Annotated in this window: 12 protein-coding genes and 2 pseudogenes; 6 read left to right on the top strand and 8 right to left on the bottom strand. The window is 70.2% G+C overall.

Features of this window, described 5'->3' with window-relative positions:
* Positions 1–26: 26 nt before the first annotated feature.
* Positions 27–1,232 (bottom strand): ROK family protein, encoded by a 1,206-nt coding sequence (locus OG844_RS42135; RefSeq protein ID WP_406388015.1) that lies wholly within the window; start codon positions 1,230–1,232, stop codon positions 27–29.
* 518 nt (positions 1,233–1,750) lie between these two features.
* On the opposite strand from OG844_RS42135, the gene OG844_RS42130 reads away from it, so the two are divergent.
* Positions 1,751–2,716, top strand: a complete 966-nt coding sequence (locus tag OG844_RS42130) for a TauD/TfdA dioxygenase family protein (RefSeq protein ID WP_406388017.1) — start codon at positions 1,751–1,753, stop codon at positions 2,714–2,716.
* A gap of 405 nt (positions 2,717–3,121) precedes the next feature.
* Here the strand turns inward: OG844_RS42130 and uvrA are convergent, their stop codons facing one another.
* Positions 3,122–5,620 carry an excinuclease ABC subunit UvrA gene (gene uvrA / locus OG844_RS42125; protein WP_406388018.1) on the bottom strand — a complete coding sequence of 833 codons (2,499 nt, stop codon included), beginning with the start codon at positions 5,618–5,620 and terminating at the stop codon, positions 3,122–3,124.
* 261 nt (positions 5,621–5,881) lie between these two features.
* On the opposite strand from uvrA, the pseudogene OG844_RS42120 reads away from it, so the two are divergent.
* Together OG844_RS42120 and OG844_RS42115 are read left to right on the top strand one after the other, a co-directional pair.
* Positions 5,882–7,732 (top strand): annotated as a pseudogene (locus tag OG844_RS42120) (hypothetical protein); the annotation flags it as partial.
* Positions 7,733–7,786: 54 nt separating this feature from the next.
* Positions 7,787–8,395 (top strand): annotated as a pseudogene (locus OG844_RS42115) (DUF6250 domain-containing protein); the annotation flags it as partial.
* A 97-nt stretch (positions 8,396–8,492) separates the two neighbouring features.
* Here the strand turns inward: OG844_RS42115 and OG844_RS42110 are convergent.
* Positions 8,493–9,950, bottom strand: coding sequence for an MFS transporter (locus tag OG844_RS42110; RefSeq protein WP_406388019.1), 1,458 nt, complete (start codon positions 9,948–9,950; stop codon positions 8,493–8,495).
* A 162-nt stretch (positions 9,951–10,112) separates the two neighbouring features.
* Between OG844_RS42110 and OG844_RS42105 the strand changes: the two genes are divergently transcribed.
* A complete protein-coding gene (locus OG844_RS42105) occupies positions 10,113–10,568 on the top strand; it encodes a MarR family winged helix-turn-helix transcriptional regulator (protein WP_406388021.1) in 456 nt (151 codons plus the stop codon).
* 110 nt (positions 10,569–10,678) lie between these two features.
* On the top strand, positions 10,679–12,124 hold the full coding sequence (locus tag OG844_RS42100) for a glyceraldehyde-3-phosphate dehydrogenase (RefSeq protein WP_406388022.1): 1,446 nt from the start codon (positions 10,679–10,681) through the stop codon (positions 12,122–12,124).
* A gap of 121 nt (positions 12,125–12,245) precedes the next feature.
* Here the strand turns inward: OG844_RS42100 and OG844_RS42095 are convergent, their stop codons facing one another.
* Together OG844_RS42095 and OG844_RS42090 are read right to left on the bottom strand one after the other, a co-directional pair.
* Entirely contained in the window at positions 12,246–12,512 is a 267-nt protein-coding gene (locus tag OG844_RS42095) for a hypothetical protein (protein ID WP_406388023.1), read from the bottom strand.
* Positions 12,513–12,607: 95 nt separating this feature from the next.
* Positions 12,608–13,381, bottom strand: a complete 774-nt coding sequence (locus OG844_RS42090; protein WP_406388024.1) for an SAM-dependent methyltransferase — start codon at positions 13,379–13,381, stop codon at positions 12,608–12,610.
* Positions 13,382–13,569: 188 nt separating this feature from the next.
* Here OG844_RS42090 and OG844_RS42085 point away from each other — a divergent pair, with 188 nt between their 5' ends.
* Positions 13,570–14,145, top strand: a complete 576-nt coding sequence (locus OG844_RS42085) for an AAA family ATPase (RefSeq protein WP_406388025.1) — start codon at positions 13,570–13,572, stop codon at positions 14,143–14,145.
* Positions 14,146–14,208: 63 nt separating this feature from the next.
* Here OG844_RS42085 and manD read toward each other — a convergent pair whose 3' ends face one another.
* The 3 genes from manD to OG844_RS42070 form a co-directional block, all read right to left on the bottom strand.
* Positions 14,209–15,423 carry a D-mannonate dehydratase ManD gene (gene manD / locus OG844_RS42080; protein ID WP_406388026.1) on the bottom strand — a complete coding sequence of 405 codons (1,215 nt, stop codon included), beginning with the start codon at positions 15,421–15,423 and terminating at the stop codon, positions 14,209–14,211.
* 199 nt (positions 15,424–15,622) lie between these two features.
* Positions 15,623–17,068: an argininosuccinate synthase gene (argG, locus tag OG844_RS42075; protein ID WP_406388027.1), complete on the bottom strand. Its 1,446-nt coding sequence runs from the start codon at positions 17,066–17,068 to the stop codon at positions 15,623–15,625.
* Between the two features lie 156 nt (positions 17,069–17,224).
* Entirely contained in the window at positions 17,225–18,478 is a 1,254-nt protein-coding gene (locus OG844_RS42070) for an MFS transporter (RefSeq protein ID WP_406388029.1), read from the bottom strand.
* Positions 18,479–18,932 lie beyond the last annotated feature (454 nt).

Genomic DNA, 18,932 nt, shown 5'->3' with positions numbered 1-18,932 from the left:
CGGCACCTCCCGCTCCCTGGGTACGACTACCTGTCGACGGTCGCCAAAGGGCTCTTGAACAGCGGGTTGAGCAAGATGGTGCCTGCGGCGACGGGAAGGACCGCCGTCCCGGAATGGGGACTGACGATCCGTTCGGGATCCCGGCAGACGTGGGACAGATCGATCGCCGCGCCCCGTATCTCCTCGAGGTAGTCGGGATTGAGCAGACTGGAGTGCTCGGTGACCACGACCAGATCGGGGTTGAGGATGTCGAGCAGGAGCGCCGTCGCACGACCGACCGACCGGGCCCGCTCGCGCAGCAGCCGGTCCGCGCGCCGGTCCCCCGCCGCGGCCGCGTCCACGACGAGGTACACATCGGGTTCGGACACGATCCCGCGCCGCACGGCAGTCAGCGCGACGGCGGTGTTGGACGCCGTCGCCTCCAGACAGCCGGACCGCCCGCAGGGGCAGACGGCCGTGGAATCCGGTACCGGCAGGTGTGCCACGTCCCCCGCGCCTGACCCCGGCCCCTGGTGGACGACCCCGGCGATACCGAGGGCGGCGTCGACCACGTTGCCGATGAAGAGGTGGACCAGGCTGCGGCGCGCCGCGGGCCGGCCGAAGAGGATCTCGGACTGCGCGATGGCTCGGGCGTGGTTGTCGATCCGAACCTCCATTCCGCCCAGTCCACGGGCCAGTTCGGCAGCGAGCGGGCGCTGGTGCCAGCCCAGCGCGTCGTGCCGGACGGCCGTCCCCGGACCTGGATCCACCCATCCGCCGAGGGCTGCGCCGACCCCCAGCAGACGACGGCCCCGGTCGGCGTCGGCGAGAAAGGTGCGCAGCGCACCGAGGATGCGGTGCGGCAGATCCCCGGGGGCGATGCCGTCGTGCGGGAGCGTGCTGCGGGCCAGTAACCGGCCGCGCAGATCCAGCAGGCCGAACGTCGATCCGGGCACGCCGATGTGGACACCACCGGCCACCGGCCCGTCGGTCTCCCCGGCATGCAGGTCGACCGGGATCTGCGGTCTGCCCACACCGATGCTCTCGACGAGTTCGGGAAGTTCCCTCACGAGGCCGAGTCGGACCAGATCGGTGCACTGACGTGAGACGGCGGCGGGGCTGAGACCGGAGAGTTCGGCAATCATCCTGCGGGCGACAGGTCCATGATCGAGCACGGTGCGCAGGACCGTGGCGGCGTTGGCCTCGCGCCGGCCGTCGCCGGTCGTCCGGGCGATGTGAGGGACGGCTGCCATGGGGAGTTCCTCCGGTCCTGCGACCGGGGGCGGTCGCAACGTTACGGCGGCGTGAAATCGCGCCGGGGCCTTCGCCCCTCACCCCACCAGGGTGCGCGGTACATCCAGAGCGGCAGGGATAACTGCTGCTCAGAAGCTGTTTGACGACGCGTCGCCGGACAGGGCTCCGGCCTCACGCAGGCGCCGATTCAACCACTGCCGCGCACCGTCCGGGGCGTGGAAGTGTGCTTGACGTACGCCGCGGGCCGCTGGAAGTCTCCGAGACATGTTCGCGACGGCCGTTCCCGCCGCGCGGTCCGCGCACGCCGGCCGCGCCACAGCGCCCCAGACGTGTCCGGGTCGCTGTACCGCCGTCTGACCTGCCGGCTCCGGCCCCGCACCTCCGGCGATCCCGCTCCCCTGCCCTCCGCGGCACCCGTACCGCATCGCGTCCGGCGCAGGGCACCTCGCTCGACCCAATTACTTCCGCTCCAGGATCAATCAATTGAATGATCTTGGTCTCCGAAAGGAACCCATCCATGCCGTCGACAACCATTGCCCCCGCCTCCACCGTCACCGTCCGGAAGATCGGCGGCCGTCTCGGCGCAGTCATCTCCGGGGTGCGCCTCGGCGGCGACCTCGATCCCACGACCGTCGCCGCGGTCCGGGCCGCTCTGCTGGCCAACAAGGTCGTCTTCTTCCGCGGCCAGGACCACCTGGACGAGGACAGCCACGAGGCGTTCGGCCAACTGCTCGGCACCCCGGTCGCCCACCCCACCGTTCCCTCCGCCGACGGCCGCTACTCGCTCGGCATCGACTCCGATCACGGCGGCCGGGCGAACCAGTGGCACACCGACGTCACGTTCGTGCCCGCCTACCCGGCGTTCTCGATCCTGCGCGCCGTCGTCACCCCTCCGTACGGCGGCAACACCCTGTGGTCCAACACCGCTGCCGCCTATGCCGAGTTGCCGGAGCCCCTTCGCGTGCTCGCGGACAGTCTGCGCGCGGTCCACTCCAACGACTACGACTACGCGGCGCTGCGCCCCAACGCCCTGCCCGAGGCACTCGCGCAGTACCGCGAGGTGTTCACGTCCACCAAGTTCCTCACCGAGCACCCGGTGGTGCGTGTCCACCCCGAGACCGGCGAGCGCGTCCTGCTCCTCGGCAACTTCGTCCAGCGCATCAGCGGGCTGACCGGCCGGGACTCCCGCGCCCTGCTCGACCTGTTCCAGTCGCACGTCGAGCGGCCTGAGAACACCGTGCGCTGGCAGTGGCAGACCGGTGACGTCGCCATCTGGGACAACCGGGCCACACAGCACTACGGCGTGGACGACTCCGACACCCACGTGCGCAAGCTCCGCCGCGTCACCATCGACGGCGACGTCCCGGTCGGTGTCGACGGCCGCTCGTCCACCCTCATCAGCCCTGAAGAGGTGCCCGACCCCGCCTTCGGCATCGCCTCCGGCGCCTCGGAGTCCTCGGTGGCGCAGAAGGCCGGCGCGTGAGCGTGTCCGCCCCGCACGGCGACGTGCCCACCCCGGCGGGCGGCGCCATGGCGCCGCCCGCCGGGGTGGGACCGCAGGTGATCGTGGTCTCACCGACCAGCAGCGCTGGGACACGACCGGTGCCCACGGAACCCGGGCGGGGCCGGGCTCGACTCCCACCCGGCCGTCGCCGACGCACTGCGTCAGGAGCTGCTGGTGTGGCTCGCGCGGATCGAGGACACCCGGCCCGAGATCCGGCGGGCCGCACGGCGCCCGGCCGGCTGACGCCGCGCGGAGTCGTCCCCGGAGGAAGTGCCGTGGGAGGGGGTGCGGTTCGGCCACGGCACCGGACGGTGACGGCACTTCCCTGCCCTCGGACGGCGCGGTCCGGACACGTCCACCCTGCCGACAGGACCTCGCGCCGGCTCAGCCGTTGAACCGGCGTGCCAGGTAGTCCGCCGTCCGGCTCCCGGACGCCCGGGCCACGTCGGCCGGCCGTCCGGAGGCGACCACCCGGCCTCCCGCGTCGCCGCCTCCGGGCCCCAGGTCCACGATCCAGTCGGCTCCGGCCACCACTCCCATCTCGTGCTCGACCACGAACACCGAGTGGCCCGCGTCGACGAGCCCGTGCAGCTGCCGCATGAGCAGGTCGACATCGGCCGGATGCAGCCCTGTTGTCGGCTCGTCGAGTACGTACACGGTGTGTCCGACACGGCTCCGCTGGAGCTCCGAGGCGAGCTTGATGCGCTGCGCCTCGCCGCCCGACAGCTCGGTGGCGGGCTGCCCGAGCCGCAGATAGCCCAGGCCCACCTCGCGCAGGGTGCGAAGGCTCCGCGCCGCCTGCGGGACGTCGGCGAAGAACTCCGCGGCCGCGTCCACAGTCATGCCCAGTACCTCCGCGACGTCGTGGCCCCGGTAACGGACCTGCAGGGTCTCCTCGTTGTAGCGGGCTCCACGGCATTGCGGGCAGGGCGCGTAGGTGCCGGGCAGGAAGAGCAGCTCCACGGCCACCATTCCCTCGCCCTGGCAGGTCTCGCACCGGCCGCCGGCGACGTTGAAGGAGAAGCGGCCCGCGTTGTAGCCGCGCTGCCTCGCGTCGTCGGTGGCTGCGAAGAGCTTGCGCACGGAGTCGAACAGGCCTGTGTAGGTCGCCAGGTTGGAGCGCGGTGTACGGCCGATGGGCTTCTGGTCCACCTGCACCAGACGGTTCACCGCCTCCATCCCCTTGGCCACGAAGCCCGCGCCGGACCCGGTCTCCCCCTCCGCCGCGTCGCGTGCGTCACTCGCCTCGCCGGCGTTGTCCGACGGGTCTTCCGTGCCCAGATGCTCGGCGAGGGCCCCGGCGAGCACCTGTGCGATCAGGGTCGACTTTCCCGACCCCGAGACGCCGGTGACGGCCGCGAACACCCCCAGGGGCAGGTCCACATCGAGGTCGCGCAGGTTGTGCCGGTTGATGCCCCGCAGGCGAAGCCAGAGCGACGGCTCCCGCGGGGTACGCCCTGCCGCGGGGTCGGGACCCGAGGCGAACAGGAACCGGCGGGTCGCCGACTCGGCGACGGATGCCAGACCGTCCACCGGGCCGCTGTACAGGACCCGGCCGCCCAGCTCGCCCGCGTGCGGCCCGACGTCGACGATCCAGTCCGCCCTGCGGGCCACGTCCATGTCGTGCTCGACGACGTACACCGAGTTGCCTGCCTCCTTCAGCCGCACCAGCACCGTCAGCAGGGCCTCGGTGTCGGCCGGGTGCAGCCCCGCCGACGGCTCGTCCAGGACGTACACCACGCCGAACAGGCCCGACCTCAACTGCGTTGCGAGGCGCAGCCGTTGCAACTCCCCGGGCGAGAGCGACGGCGTCGTGCGGTCCAGGCTCAGATAGCCCAGGCCCAGTTCGGTGATCACCGCGATGCGGTCGACGAGGTCCGTGCAGAGCGTCTCGGCGACCTGTTGCCGGGGACCGGCGGGGAATCCACCGCCCTCGCCCCGGGCGACGGGCCGCAGCACTTCGGCCAGGGCGGCGAGCGGCATCGCGTTGAGCCGGGCGATCGTCCACCCCGCGAAGGTGACGGCCAGGGACTCCGGGCGGAGCCTGCTGCCGGCGCAGGACGGACAGGCCGAGCTCTCCAGATACCGTTCGGCCCGGGCGCGCAGCGTCTGGCTCTTGGAGTCGGCGAACGTGTGCATCACATAGCGCCGGGCGCTCTGGAAGGTGCCCTGGTACGAGCGCTGGATCCGGCCCGCCTCCCGCACCGGGTCCACGGTCACGACCGGCTGCTCGTCCGTGAACAGGATCCACTCCCGCTGCTGGTGCGGCAGCTCCCTCCAGGGCTGGTCGATGTCGTATCCGAGGGTCCGTGTGACGTCCCGCAGGTTCTTGCCGTGCCAGGCCCCGGGCCACGCGGCGACGGCACCCTCCGCGATGCTCAGCGACGGGTCCGGGACCAGGAGTTCTTCGGTGGTGCGGTGCACCTTGCCCAGGCCGTGGCACTCCGGGCAGGCGCCGGCTGCCGTGTTCGGGGAGAAGGCGTCGGAGTCCACCGGCTCGGCTCCGGGGGGATAGGTGCCCGCGCGGGAGAAGAGCATCCGCAGCGTGTTCGACAACGTCGTCACGGTGCCGACGGAGGAGCGGGACGACGCCGAACCCCGTCGCTGTTCCAGTGCGACGGCCGGTGGCAGCCCGATGACGTCGTCGACCGCGGGCACGCCCACCTGATGGATCAGCCGGCGGGCGTACGGGGCGACCGACTCGAAGTAGCGTCGCTGCGCCTCCGCGTAGATCGTGCCGAACGCCAGCGACGACTTGCCCGACCCCGAGACCCCGGTGAATACGGCCAGGGCGTCCCGCGGGATGTCCACGTCGACGTCCCGCAGGTTGTGTTCGCGGGCGCCGCGCACCCGCACGTACGGGTCATCGGCCGGGCTGGTCATATCTCTCCGGACGGCATCGGGGACGGACGGGCACGCCGCCGCCCGACGCGTCTCCTTCTTCAGTGTGCGCCCGCCGTTGCTCATCCGCAGTCCGCGCCCCCGCGTCCCCGCGCCTTTGTTAGCGCGTCGTTGCGGTCGTGTGGCACGTCACCGGAAAAGATCGACACGGGACTCGGCGGCCCGCATCGTGTGAAGCGCTTACTGCCTTCCGCAGCTGCCCTTCCGCACCCTGCGCCCCTGCATCGAGGAGTACCGATCGTCATGCATGCCATCCGTTCCGGATACCGAAGAATCGCCGCGGCGAGCGCCGCAGCGGTCCTCGCCGGACTCCTGTCGGCCCCGGCCGCGACGGCATCCGGCCACAGCGGCTCCCCGCAGCCCCGCCGCATCCTGGAGGACCTCGACCGGGGACTCGTGGCCGTCCCGTCGGGGAAGGGGACCTTCCTCAGCTGGCGCCTGCTCGGCACCGAGTACGGATCCGACATCTCGTTCAACGTCTACAGGGACGGCAAGCGCCTCAACCGCAGGCCCGTCACCGAGTCGACCACGTACCAGGACAACAGCACGGGCGGCGGTACGTACACCGTGCGCGCGATCGTGGGCAGCAGGGAGCAGCAGGCCGGCGCCCCCGCACTCTCCTTCGACGAGGGCTACGCCGAGATCCCGCTGACCGATGCCGACGGCTACACGGTGCAGCACGCCTGGCCGGGCGACCTCGACGGCGACGGCCGCTACGAGCTGGTCGTCAGCCGCCTCTCCGGCACCCGGGACAAGCCCGATCTGCTGGAGGCGTACTCCCTCCTGGGCCGTCGGCTGTGGCGCGTCGACCAGGGCCCCGGCTCGTTCACCCAGGTCGCGGGCAACGGCGCCAACGACCCCGCGCCCGCCGCGATCAGCGGGTCGACGGCCATCGGCGGCTTCCGCAACGACGACAACGTCACCGTCTACGACCTCGACAGCGACGGCAGGGCGGAGGTCCTCGTCCACACGGCGGACGGCACCACGTTCGCCGACGGCGCGAAGGTCGAGGCCGACTCACCCGCCCAGCAGTTCATCTCTGTCATCGACGGGGAGAGCGGAACCGAACGCACCCGGCAGCCCGTTCCGGAGGACTTCGTCGCGGACGGCCCCTCCGGAGGCCACTTCGGCGTCGCCCACCTGGACGGGGTGCACCCCAGCCTGGTGACCAAGCTGGTCACCCGAGTCGGTGCCAAGCGCGGTACCTTCCGTACCCTCTTCCAGACCTGGGACTTCGACGGCCGCGAGCTGAGCAGCCGCTGGAAGTACGTGGCCACCGCGGAGAGCCGCGCGACGAGCTTCCACCAGATCCGGGTCGTCGATGTCGACCAGGACGGCAAGGACGAGATCGCCGACGGCAACTACGTGGTCGACAGCGACGGTTCCCTGCGCTACGTCGTCGAGGGAGCGGGTCACGGGGACCGCTTCCACATCGCGGACCTGGACCCGGACCGCCCCGGACTCGAAGGGTTCGCGATCCAGCAGTCCGAGCTCGGCGTGGTGTCCGCGTTCCCCTGGTACTACTACGACGCCGGGACCGGCGAGCGCCTGACCACCGGCGTCCACCCGGAAGATCCGGCCGGCGAGGCGGACCTCGATGTGGGCCGTGGTACCGCCGCCGATATCGACCCCCGCCACCGGGGCCTCGAGTTCTGGACGTCCACGGCCGACGTGACCGCGCCCGGCGCGGGCGTGCGCAACGTCCGGGACGGCAAGGTCTCCACGACCACCCCCAGCGTCAACTTCCGTATCTGGTGGGACGGGGACAAGGGGGCCGAACTCCTCGACAGCACCCACGTCGAGAAGTGGAACCCGAGGTCCGAGACGTCGGAGCGGATCTTCGATCCGTCCGGTGTCGTGGCGGGGGCCCGCAACGCGACGCCCTTCTACGGAGACATCCTGGGCGACTGGCGCGAGGAGATCGTCGCCGAGACCGAGGACCACCGCGCACTTCGTCTCTACACCACCACCGAGCCCACCCGCACCCGGCTCTACACGCTCGCCCACAACCCCGAGTACCGGCTCGGCTGGACGGTGCGCGGCTACCTCCAGTCGACCTTCACCGACTACTACCTCGGTTTCGACTCCAGGAACCCGCGCAAGCCCGCCATCCGTACGGACACCGGCGCCGACCGCGCATGGACCCGCATCGCCGGTGACGCCTTCCGCTCCGGAACGGGGCAGTGGCGCTCCGAGCTCCAGGACGGCGGCTCGGTGACGGCCGAGGACGGAGTCCTGGACATCGACGTGCCCAGCGGCGCCACCGTCTGGTTCGGGAAGAGACTGAAGGGCCGGTACGAGCTCGAGTACACGGCGACGCCGGTCTCACGGGGCGGTCCGAACGACCGGGTGTCGGACCTCAACAACTTCTGGAACGCCACGGACGCCCGCTCCCCGCACGACCTCTTCGCCACCGTGAGGGAGGGCCGGCTCGACGAGTACAACTACCTGAGGACGTACTACGTCGGCTACGGCGCGAACGGCAACACCACCACACGGCTACGGCGTTACGTAGGGGATCCGGACAACCGGCCGCTGCTGTACGACTACACGCAGCCGCTGCTGACGGCCAACGAGCCCAACCGGGTCAGGATCGTCTCCGACGGTTCGACGGTCCGGTGGTGGAACAACGGGCGACTGGTCTTCGACCACCACGACCCGGAGGCGTACACGAGTGGACACTTCGCCTTCCGTACGGTCACCAGTCACTTCCGGATCAGCGACTTCGCCGTGTGGCGTCCGCCGACCCGGACCTGATCGGTGGAACTCCGCGGTCGTCACCCGTCGCCGGGGACCCCGGCGGCCGCAGCGTGCCTCCGCGCCGGGTCGGTGACCCGGCGCGGAGGCACGAGTGTCAGGCCTTCACCGTGGCCTGCTCCTCGACGACGGTCCCGTCGGCCTTCTCGCCGGCGATCCCGGCGGCGCGGGCCGCCGGGATGACCGCCGCGATCAGAGCAGCCACCAGGGCTACGCCGCCTCCGATGACCAGGCCGGCGCGGAAGCCGTCCTCCGAGGTGAGGCTGAAGCCGCCCATGGTGATGTTCATCTGGGACAGGACCACGCCGACCACCGCGGCACCGATCGAGGTTCCGAGGGATCGCATGAGCGTGTTGAAGCCGTTCGCGGCGGCGGTCTCGGAGAGCGGCACCGAGCTCATGATCAGCGCGGGCATCGAACCGTAGGCGAGGCCCACACCGCCGTTGATGACCAGGCAGACGAGCATCAGACCCCAGGCGGAACCCATCAGGACCAGCGACAGGCCGTAGCCCGCGGCGATGACGAGTGAACCGCAGATCAGGGTGAACTTCGGGCCCCGGGCGTCGGTGAGCTTTCCGCCGAACGGCGAGACGAGCATCATCATGATGCCGCCGGGCGCCATCCACAGGCCCGCGGCGAGCATCGACTGGCCCAGGCCGTAACCGGTCGCGTCGGGGAACTGCAGCAGCTGCGGAATGATCAGCATGCTGGCGTACATGCCGAACCCGATGAACACCGATGCGAGGTTGGTGAGCAGGACCCGGGGGCGGGCCGTGGTGCGCAGGTCGACCAGCGGATCCCGGGTACGGGTCTCCCAGAAGCCCCAGGCCAGCAGGACCACGACGGCGGCGGTGAACAGGCCGAGCGTCTCGGTCGAGCCCCAGCCCCACTCGGCGCCCTTGGAGACGGCGAGCAGGAGGCAGACCAGGCCCACACCGAGACCGATCGCACCGGGTGCGTCGAAACGCTGGCCCTTGGCGCCCGCCGGGATGTCCGGGATCATGAACCAGATCAGTGCGGCGATCGTCACGGCGAGCACGGCCGAACCCCAGAAGAGCACCCGCCAGCTCGTGTACTGGGCGACCGCCGCGGAGATCGGCAGGCCGAGACCGCCGCCGATGCCCATCGAGGCGCTGACCAGCGCGATGGAGGAGCTCAGCTTCTCCGCCGGGACCACGTCACGCAGCAGGGCGATGCCGAGGGGCACCATGCCCATACCCATGCCCTGCAGACCGCGCCCGACGATCATGGGGACGACGGAGGACGCGAGCGCACACACCACCGAACCCACGATGAGGGGCACGGAACACGCGAGGAGCAACCTGCGCTTGCCCAGCAGGTCACCGAGCCGTCCGGTGACGGGCACGCACACGGCCGCCACCAGCAGGGTGACCGTGATCACCCAGGCACTGTTCGCGGACGAGGTGTGCAGGATCCGGGGCAGCTCCCCGATCAAGGGCGTGACCAGCGTCTGCATGATGGCTGCCGTGGTGCCGGCGAAAGCCAGCGTGGCGACCACGGCGCCTGCGCGGGCCGGGGGCTGGGGGGCTTCCATGAAGGGATTCCTCGTATTCCTGTCGGGTGCAATATGCATCGTACACATCCAATGTATCGAGCATGTCATGTGTGCGATGCACATGATCGTGCGACACTTGAGCCCCGGCCACCGCGAACTGCAACGTGCCGGCCAGGCGGACGTGCAGGAGGCGGCGCACACATGAGCAGGCCGACGTACGAGGTCGAGTACGAGCAGATGCTGCTCAGCCGCCACGGACTCCTGCAGCACAGAGACGGGCGCGCCAAGGACGGCGGGCTGGAGCGAAGCGCCTACATCCTGCTCAGCCGCCTCCGCGTCCAGGGGCCGATGTCGATCGGCGAACTGAGCGACGCCTTCGGGCTCGACGCCTCCACCCTCAACCGGCAGACCGCCGCCGTGATGCACACCGGACTGGCCGAGCGCATCCCCGACCCCGCGGGCGGCATGGCCCGCAAGTTCCGCATCACCGACGAGGGCGCCCGCCTGCTCGACGAGGAACGCGAGCGCACGGTCCGCTCGCTGCGACGGGTCATGGCCGACTGGCCGGAGCAGGACATCGCCGCCTTCGCCGCTTACCTCAAGCGGTTCAACACCGGCATCGAGCGGCTCGGCGGGCGGCCCTGGCCGCGGCCGTGACCCGGTTCACCGCCGGGCTCGAGGCACCCGAGGCACCCGAGGCACCCCCTGCATGATCAAAAGGACGTCGGGTTAGCATATGAGCGCCTCCTAGCTCGAAAGATAAACCTGTGACTGTCAATGACGACTCGTTCACCAACTGGAAGATCCGCGAGGAGATCGCGGAATCGATGATCCCCATCATCGGGAAGCTGCACCGGGAGGGGGACGTCACCGTTCTCCTCCACAGCCGCTCCTTGGTGAACAAGTCGGTGGTCAGCCTCCTCAAGACCCACCGCTTCGCGCGCCAGATCGCCGGTGAGGAGCTCTCGGTCACCGAGACGCTGCCTTTCCTGCGGGCTCTCACCACCCTGGACCTCGGCCCTTCCCAGGTCGACATCGGCATGCTCGCCGCGACGTACAAGGCCGACGACCGCGGCCTCTCGGTGGAGGAGTTCACCGCCGAGGCCGTCTCCGGCGCCACCGGTGCCAACAAGATCGAGCGCCGCGAGCCGCGCGACGTCGTCCTCTACGGGTTCGGCCGCATCGGCCGCCTCGTCGCCCGCCTGCTCATCGAGAAGGCCGGCTCCGGCAACGGCCTGCGGCTGCGCGCCATCGTCGTCCGCCAGGGCGGCGAGCAGGACATCGTCAAGCGCGCCTCGCTGCTGCGCCGCGACTCCATCCACGGCCAGTTCCAGGGCACGATCACGGTCGACGAGGCGAACAGCACCATCGTCGCCAACGGCAACGAGATCAAGGTGATCTACGCCGGCGACCCGTCGGAGATCGACTACACGGCGTACGGCATCAACAACGCCATCCTCATCGACAACACCGGCAAGTGGCGCGACCGCGAGGGCCTGTCGAAGCACCTGCGCCCCGGCATCGACAAGGTCGTCCTGACCGCGCCGGGCAAGGGCGACGTCCCCAACATCGTGCACGGCGTCAACCACGACACGATCAAGCCCGATGAGCAGGTCCTGTCGTGTGCGTCCTGCACCACCAACGCGATCGTCCCGCCGCTGAAGGCGATGGCGGACGAGTACGGCGTGCTGCGCGGCCACGTGGAGACCGTCCACTCGTTCACCAACGACCAGAACCTGCTGGACAACTACCACCCGTCGGACCGCCGCGGCCGCTCGGCTCCGCTCAACATGGTCATCACCGAGACCGGCGCCGCGTCCGCGGTCGCCAAGGCGCTGCCCGACCTCGACGCGCCGATCACCGGCAGCTCCATCCGCGTTCCGGTGCCGGACGTCTCGATCGCGATCCTCAGCCTGAGGCTCGGGCGCGAGACGTCGCGTGAGGAGGTCCTCGACTACCTGCGCAACGTGTCGTTGACGTCCCCGCTCAAGCGCCAGATCGACTTCACCACCGCACCCGACGCGGTCTCGAGCGACTTCATCGGCTCGCGGCACGCCTCGATCGTCGACGCCGGTGCCACGAAGGTCGACGGCGACAACGCGATCCTCTACCTCTGGTACGACAACGAGTTCGGCTACTCCTGCCAGGTCATCCGCGTGGTTCAGCACGTGTCCGGGGTGGAGTACCCGACCTACCCGGCCCCGGCGGTCTGATCGCGGCGGACCGCCAGGTCCGCTCCGGTCCGCCGTCCGGCGGAGGGCACTGTGGGAGAGCGACCGACCCGGTCGTTCTCCCACAGGCGTGTCCGGCCCGGAAGGGATCACGGGACTGCCCTCAGGGACTGTCCCCGTGCCAGTGGAACCGGCGCGGATCCACCGCTCGCGGGGCGTAGAGGGCGCGGCCGCCCGGACCGTAGCGGCCGATCTCCGTGGGCAGGGCGACCGTTTCGTGACGGGCGGGGTCGGGCCAGTCGGTGACATCCAGGAGAAGCCCGTCCAGCGGTCCGCCGACCAGTTCCACGTAGGCGCGGCCCTGAAGCGGTCCGGCATCCTCGTGGTCCGCCCCGTAGACCCTGCCGCGCATGAACTCCAGCTCATCCATACGGGCAGCATCGCAGTCGGCACTGACACCGGCTGCTCGTGTTCCGCCGGTCGCGAGGCGGCGTCGAGCAGGAGATCCTTGCCGGCCGGGCACGCTCACTCGGCGCTCGTCCTGCGGGCGGTGACCAGTGCGAAGCTGAGGAACTCGCCGGCGTCCTTGGTGAGCATGTCGATGACGGGCTGACTGGATGCCCGGCCTTCCGGCCGGAACTCGGCGCCCGCCCGGGTCCACAGCAGCCAGTCCTGCCAGGCGTCCGGCTGCAGCCGTGCCGACGTGACCGTCACCAGTTCGGTGATCTCCCATTGGAAGCGCCACCACTCGGCCGTGTGCCAGGCGATCGCCTCCCATCCGACGACTTCCTTGATGTGCGGGGGAATCGCTCCCAGGTCCCGGACCTCACGATTCATCGCGGGTGTCGCCATGCCCAACTGCCCACCCGGCCGCAGAAACTGGAGCAGGTACGGCAGGTAGCTGTCCGCCGTGCCGAAGTACTCGAACGCGTCGATGCTGACGACGGCGTCGAAGCTCCCCTGCTCGAACGGCAGGACGTGCGCCTCCGCGTGCACGGCCTCCACCCGGTCGCCTACACCGGCCTCGGCGAAGACGGACGCCGCCTCTTCCGCGCCGATCCACCAGTCCGCCGCCACGACCTGGACGCCGTACTCGCGCGCCAGGAACACCGACGTCGCACCCTTGCCGGAACCGAGGTCGAGAACCCGCATGCCCGGACGCAGGTCGAGGTCCCGAGCCAGGTCCTCCAGCAGCCACAACGGGTTCGGCCCCATGTCCAGGCCGAGGAGCCAGGTCGGGTCGTAGCGGGACGAGCGTGGATAGCGGTCCGGGCGTATCAGGTCATCAAGGAAGGTCACGGCCACGACCCAAGTGGGTCGACGCGGTCCGTGCAACCCGATATCGCGGAGCCGCGGTGCTCGCTTCCGGCCCCGGGCCGAGCGCGAGAGGATGCTGCTCGACACGAGAGCCGCCGCTCCTCCCGTCCCTCCAGGGAGAATCCCTCCGTGAGGATCCGAACGCTGCGACGCAGGAAGCAGGGGCGGAAATGACCGGAGCGGGCAAGTCCCGGACACCGGGAGCGGAGGGAACCCGAGCACTTGTCGTACTGATCACGGGTGTCATGGCGGCGGGGAAGTCCACGGTCGCCCAACTGCTGGCCGAGCGGCTGCCGAAGGCCGCTCATGTCCGCGGCGACTTCTTCCGCAGGATGATGGTGTCCGGCCGTGAGGAGCTGATGCCGGAAGAGACCCCCGAAGCCCTCGCGCAGTTGTGGCTGCGCTACCGGTTGTCGGCCGCCACCGCCGACGCGTACGCGGCGCAGGGCTGGACCGCGGTGGTCCAGGACGTCATCCTCGGCAAGGACCTGGCGGACTACGCCGCCCTGATCAGGACCGAACCGCTCCACATCGTCGTCCTGTCCCCCGAGCCGGACGTCGTGGCGGCACGGGAGAAGAGCCGGGCCAAGACCGGTTACGGCGTCTGGACCATCGAGGCCCTCGACGCGTCGCTGCGCGAGGACACCCCACGCCTGGGCCTGTGGATCGACAATTCCCGGCAGACGCCGGAAGAGACAGTCCAGACCATTCTCGACCACCTCGACAGCCTCGCGGCGGACCGGTGACTCGGGCCGGCCGGCCGCGACCCCTGAGGCGGCCTTCCTGGCTTTCCTGCCCGTGACCGATCTTCACCAGTCGTGGACGGTGCCGTCCTGGAGACGGTTGACCGGCAGGTAGGCCGCCTCGTACGGATGGGCGGCCGCCGCCTTCTCGTCGAGTTCGACGCCGATGCCGGGCGCCTCTCCCGGGTGCAGGTGTCCGTCGGTGAACGTGTAGGCGTGCGGGAAGACTTCCTCGGTGAGCGGTGGGTGGCCCGAGTACTCCTGGATGCCGAAGTTGTGGACGGCGAGGTCGAGGTGTACGGCTGCCGCCATGCCGACCGGGGAGATGTCCTGGGGGCCGTGCACGGCGGTCTTGATCTGGTAGAGCGCGGCGAAGTCGAAGAGCTTCCGCAGCGGTGTGACGCCGCCGAAGTGGGTGACGGCGGACCGCACGTAGTCGATCAACTGCTCGGTGATCAGGGTCTGGTAGTCGTGAACGGTGTTGAAGACCTCGCCCACGGCAAGCGGTGTGGTGGTGTGCCGGCGCACCAGGCGAAGGGCCTCCTGGTTCTCCGCGGGAGTGCAGTCCTCCAGCCAGAAGGGCCGGTACGGCTCCAGGTCCTTGCCGAGCCGCGCTGCCTGCATCGGTGTGAGCCGGTGGTGCACGTCGTGGAGCAGAGGCAGTTCGCCGCCGAACTCGGCGCGTACGGCGTCGAAGACCGCGGGCACGTGGCGGAGGTAGGCGTCGGTGTCCCAGTCCTCCACCAGCGGCCGGGCCCTCTGGTGGAGGACCGGCGAGCCGTCGTCGTCCGTGCTGTGCACCCCGTACACCGCCTTCAGCCCGGGGATGCCCGACTGGATGCGGACCGCCTGGTACCCCTCGTCGAGACGGGCCCTGACCGAGTCCAGGAGTTCGGGTATGTCGCCGCCGTTGGCGTGCCCGTAGGTACGGACGCGCTCTCGGCTCGCACCTCCGAGGAGCTGGTACAGCGGCAGACCGGCGGCCTTGGCCTTGATGTCCCACAGGGCGACGTCGACGGCGGCGAGTGCGGCCATCGTCACCGGTCCGCGCCGCCAGTAGGCACCCCGGTACAGGAACTGCCACGTGTCCTCGATCCGGTGCGGGTCCGCACCGATGAGCAGGGGCGCGATGTGGTCGGTGAGGTAGCTGACGACGGCCAGCTCCCTGCCGTTGAGCGTGGCGTCACCCAGGCCGGTGAGGCCCTCGTCGGTCGTCAGTTTCAGCGTGACGAAGTTCCGGCCGGGGCTGGTGACGACCACCGTCGCGTGGACGATCTTCATGCGGATGCTCTCTCCGGTGCGGTGGGTGTGGCGAACGGGCTCGGCCTGTGCGGCACCCGGCCGACCCTGCACCACACAGGGCTGCGCCGGGACGCGGGGCCGAACGGCGCAGGCCGGCTCGGCGCTGTGGGCGCCGAGCCGGCCTGTCCGGTGGTGCGACCCCCGCGGGGGTGCCAAGTCTTCCGCTCGGCGGAGCCGGTCAGTCCGTGCCGAACTCCATCGCGGCGCGGTCCAGCATCTCGTCGTCGTCGGAGACCTCGCCGCGGGAGGCGATGGCCTCGGCGCCGCCCTCCGGCAGGGTGCCGATCAGGCCGGTCGCGGCCGCCTGGGCGGCACCGATGGCCGGGTTGGCGGTGCCGATCAGGCCGAGTCCGGCGTACTGCTCCAGCTTGGCGCGCGAGTCGGCGATGTCGAGGTTGCGCATCGTGAGCTGGCCGATCCGGTCGACCGGGCCGAACGCCGAGTCCTCGGTGCGCTCCATGGACAGCTTGTCCGGGTGGTAGCTGAACGCCGGGCCCGTGGTGTCCAGGAGCGAGTAGTCCTCGCCGCGCCGCAGCCGCAGTGTCACCTCGCCGGTGACGGCCGTGCCGACCCAGCGCTGGATCGACTCGCGCACCATCAGCGCCTGCGGGTCCAGCCAGCGGCCCTCGTACATCAGCCGTCCGAGGCGCCGTCCCTCGTTGTGGTACTGGGCGAGGGTGTCCTCGTTGTGGATGGCGTTGACCAGGCGCTCGTACGCGGCGTGCAGCAGGGCCATGCCCGGCGCCTCGTAGATGCCGCGGCTCTTGGCCTCGATGATCCGGTTCTCGATCTGGTCCGACATGCCCATGCCGTGCCGGCCGCCGATGGCGTTCGCCTTCATCACCAGGTCGACGGGGGAGGCGAACTTCTCACCGTTGATCGTCACCGGGCGGCCCTGGTCGAAGCCGATCGTCACGTCCTCGGTGGCGATCTCGACGGAGGGGTCCCAGAACCGCACACCCATGATGGGGTCGACGGTCTCCACGCCGGTGTTGAGTTGCTCCAGGGTCTTCGCCTCGTGGGTTGCGCCCCAGATGTTGGCGTCGGTGGAGTAGGCCTTCTCGGTGCTGTCGCGGTAGGGGAGGTCGTGGGCGAGGAGCCACTCCGACATCTCCTTGCGGCCGCCGAGCTCGGTGACGAAGTCCGCGTCGAGCCAGGGCTTGTAGATCCGCAGGTGCGGATTGGCCAGCAGGCCGTAGCGGTAGAACCGCTCGATGTCGTTGCCCTTGAAGGTCGAGCCGTCGCCCCAGATCTGGACGTCGTCCTCGAGCATCGCGCGGACCAGCAGGGTGCCCGTGACGGCACGGCCGAGAGGCGTCGTGTTGAAGTAGGCGCGCCCGCCCGAGCGGATGTGGAACGCGCCGCACGTGAGTGCGGCCAGGCCCTCCTCGACCAGCGCCGCACGGCAGTCGACCAGGCGCGCGATCTCGGCACCGTAAGCCTGCGCACGGCCGGGCACGGAGCCGATGTCGGGCTCGTCGTACTGGCCGATGTCGGCGGTGTAGGTGCACGGGATGGCGCCCTTGTCGCGCATCCACGCGACCGCGACCGAGGTATCGAGACCGCCCGAGAAGGCGATGCCGACACGCTCGCCGGCGGGAAGGGAGGTGAGGACCTTAGACATAGGAAGATTATGCATCATCTCGCATGCCCATGCAAAACCCGGGCGCGCGGCCCGCTCGGTCCTGCACGGACACCAGGTCCGCGAGGCCTGATGCATCGGCCCCGGCGGCTACGGGCGTCGAGGGCTCCTCGCACTGGGAGCAAACGTACGGCGCGCTCAGCCTCCGCCGCCGGAGGCAAGTCCGGAACGGTCGGCATCGTGGTGCGGCTTCTCCTCAACGGGTGCCGGAGCAGCCACCCCCGGGGGACGCAGGACGGAGGCACCGAGCACCACGAACAGGATCAGGAGCGCGGGAATGCCGAGGGCCACCGGGAGTCCCGTGATGGTGCTGACTCCGCCGATCACCAGTGGGCCGATGAGGAAGCCGACGTACCCGAGGCTGACGACGAGGGACAGCGCCGCTCCGGCGCGTTCGGGATCACGCTGCCCCGCGGCCGAGTAGACCTGTGGAGCGATGCAGGACATCCCGGCACCCAGGCATGCGAACCCGATGACGCCGGCCACCGGGTGGCCGATCAGCAGGGCAGCGGTCATGCCCACCGAGGCCAGAACCCCGCAGCCGCGTACGAGCCGCACGGGCCCGAACCGCTCGGCCAGCCGGTCACCGAGCAGTCGCCCGACCGTCATGGTGACCGAGAACGCGGCGAACGCCGCCGTGGCGAAGGCCGGCGCGCTGCCGAGGCTCTCGTGCAGGTAGACGGCGCTCCAGTCCGCAGCGGTGCCCTCCCCCACCAGCGTGCACATGGCCAGCGCTCCGAGGAACAGGAGGTAGTACGAGCGCGAGACACCCCCACCACCGGCCCCTGTCGCAGGCACGGGCGATGTCGGCGGGACATCCTGCGGCAGGGCCCACCCCGCGGCCCACACCGCGAGCAGCACCACACCGGCACCCACGGCGGCGAAGGTGGCCTCGGGGCTCAGGTCCTGATGGGCGAAGAGCCCGCCGATCGCGGCGCCCAGGAAGCCGCCGATGCTGTAGACGGCGTGGAACGACGACACGATCGGGCGGCCCCATGCCCGCTGGACCTCGATCCCGTTCGCGTTCATCGCGATGTTCAGGGTGCCGTGGACGAGGCCGAAGAGAAAGAGCGCCGCCATGAGGGTGACCAGCGTCGGCATGAATGCCGGAGGGATGAGCAGCAGCCCTTCGAGGAGGGCCGTCGGCACCATGACACGCGTACTCCCCCAGCGGTCGACGAGTCTCCCCAGGCCCATCATCCCGACGATGGCACCCACGGCGAAGGCCAGCAGGGCAAGGCCGAGCAGTCCGTCACCCAGCCCGAGGTCGCTCTTGATCGCGGGGATACGACTGGTCCAGCAGCCGAGGGCTGTACCGAACAGCAGGAACAGCAAGGACGTGGCAACACGCGCCCGCACCAGTGAGCGACGCGCTTCGAGCTTCGGGTTCACGCGAGGCATCTCCATCCGTTGACGCGCCTGTTCTGCTGTCCCGCTTCGGGGATCCGGTTGTCCGCCGGTGCGTCTTCCTCGTGCGGGGAATTGCGCAGACCGGTTCCCGTGGGTCCGAGGGCGTGCACGGGAGTGGCTCGTCAGCCGGAGGACTACGACCGCGTGCGCGGTGTCCGGCCGGCCCCGGCGAGCTGGACCGGAATCGTCGCGATACGGAAAGAGAGCGCTCTCCACCCTCGGCCGCAACCTTAGAAAGTTCCCCCTGGAGTGTCAACGGGCTCCAGACATGCGCGAGTTGACGCTGATCACTGGACGTGGGCCCCGCCCCGTCGGAGTTGCTCGACGCGTATCTCAGCGGCCGTCCACACGATCGCCGGACGCTGGAGCTCGGCCTACCGGCCGAAGAGGTGCGCCGCCTTCGTCTTCCAGTGGCCTCCCTTCGCCGCGTAACAAC

This window comes from Streptomyces sp. NBC_00887, assembly GCF_045207585.1.
The sequence above is the reverse complement of the archived record's forward strand: the minus strand, read 5'-3'. Positions and strand labels throughout refer to the sequence as shown.